The sequence below is a fragment of the Candidatus Nanopusillus massiliensis genome (assembly GCF_920984865.1).
The window spans coordinates 603,400-603,725 of sequence record NZ_OV100765.1 but is presented as its reverse complement, the minus strand read 5'-3'; the positions used below and the strand labels follow the sequence as shown (position 1 = coordinate 603,725).

Here is a 326-nt window from a genome sequence, read left to right as displayed (position 1 = left end):
GATGTTAATTCATCAGGTATAAACATNNNAGGATTTTTTATTATATTTCTTGCAATTGTTATTTTTTGTTTTTGGCCGCTAGATAGTTTTGTTCCCTCTTCTCCTGCTGGGGTATCATATGCAAAAGGTAATTTAATTATATCATCATGTATATTTACAATTTTGCAAACTCTAATTATTTCTATTTCATTTGCATTTTGATTTCCATAAGATATATTGTATGTAAGTAGTATTATTAAAAATTTCAGGTTCTTGTGATAAATATGAAATTTTTTCCCTAAGATATTTTAAATCTATATCTTTTATATTTGTATTTCCCTTTAATA

At 24.1% G+C, this 326-nt stretch carries 1 protein-coding gene; it reads right to left on the bottom strand.

Annotated features, from left to right (window positions below; translation table 11 throughout):
• A partial coding sequence (locus tag LUA84_RS05590; RefSeq protein ID WP_457913403.1) for an ATP-binding cassette domain-containing protein occupies nucleotides 1–137 on the bottom strand: 137 nt, incomplete at its 3' end.
• Between the last annotated feature and the right edge of the window lie 189 nt (nucleotides 138–326).